The organism is Shigella sp. FC1967, assembly GCF_001743005.1.
In the GTDB taxonomy this organism is placed as follows: Bacteria; Pseudomonadota; Gammaproteobacteria; order Enterobacterales; family Enterobacteriaceae; genus Proteus.
The window spans coordinates 1-369 of sequence record NZ_MIIZ01001372.1 but is presented as its reverse complement, the minus strand read 5'-3'; the positions used below and the strand labels follow the sequence as shown (position 1 = coordinate 369).

The 369-nt window shown below is 27.6% G+C and carries 1 pseudogene; it reads left to right on the top strand.

Annotated elements, in window-relative coordinates:
* Positions 1–369: pseudogene (locus BHE89_RS22090) on the top strand (hypothetical protein); the annotation flags it as partial.

Below are 369 nucleotides of genomic sequence, written 5' to 3'. Positions count from 1 at the left end.
ATATAAAAATAAGCCTATATGCCACTAACCAACTCTATTTAATTTATTCTAAATTAAATGATTCGATAAAAGAAGATATTAAGGAATTAATTAAATCGTTCTATGAAATAAAAGTAAGAGACGATAAAGAATATTTCAAAGAGCGACCTTTATTAAGTGCTATGGCTTGTGGGGATGAGATTGCAGGACAACAGGGAAGCGGGAATAATGTTTTTATCTCAGCGATTGATAATTATTTAAACATGAAATGCAATGATAGCGTGTTGGTTAATATAAAAATAAGCCTATATGCCACTAACCAACTCTATTTAATTTATTCTAAATTAAATGATTCGATAAAAGAAGATATTAAGGAATTAATTAAATCGT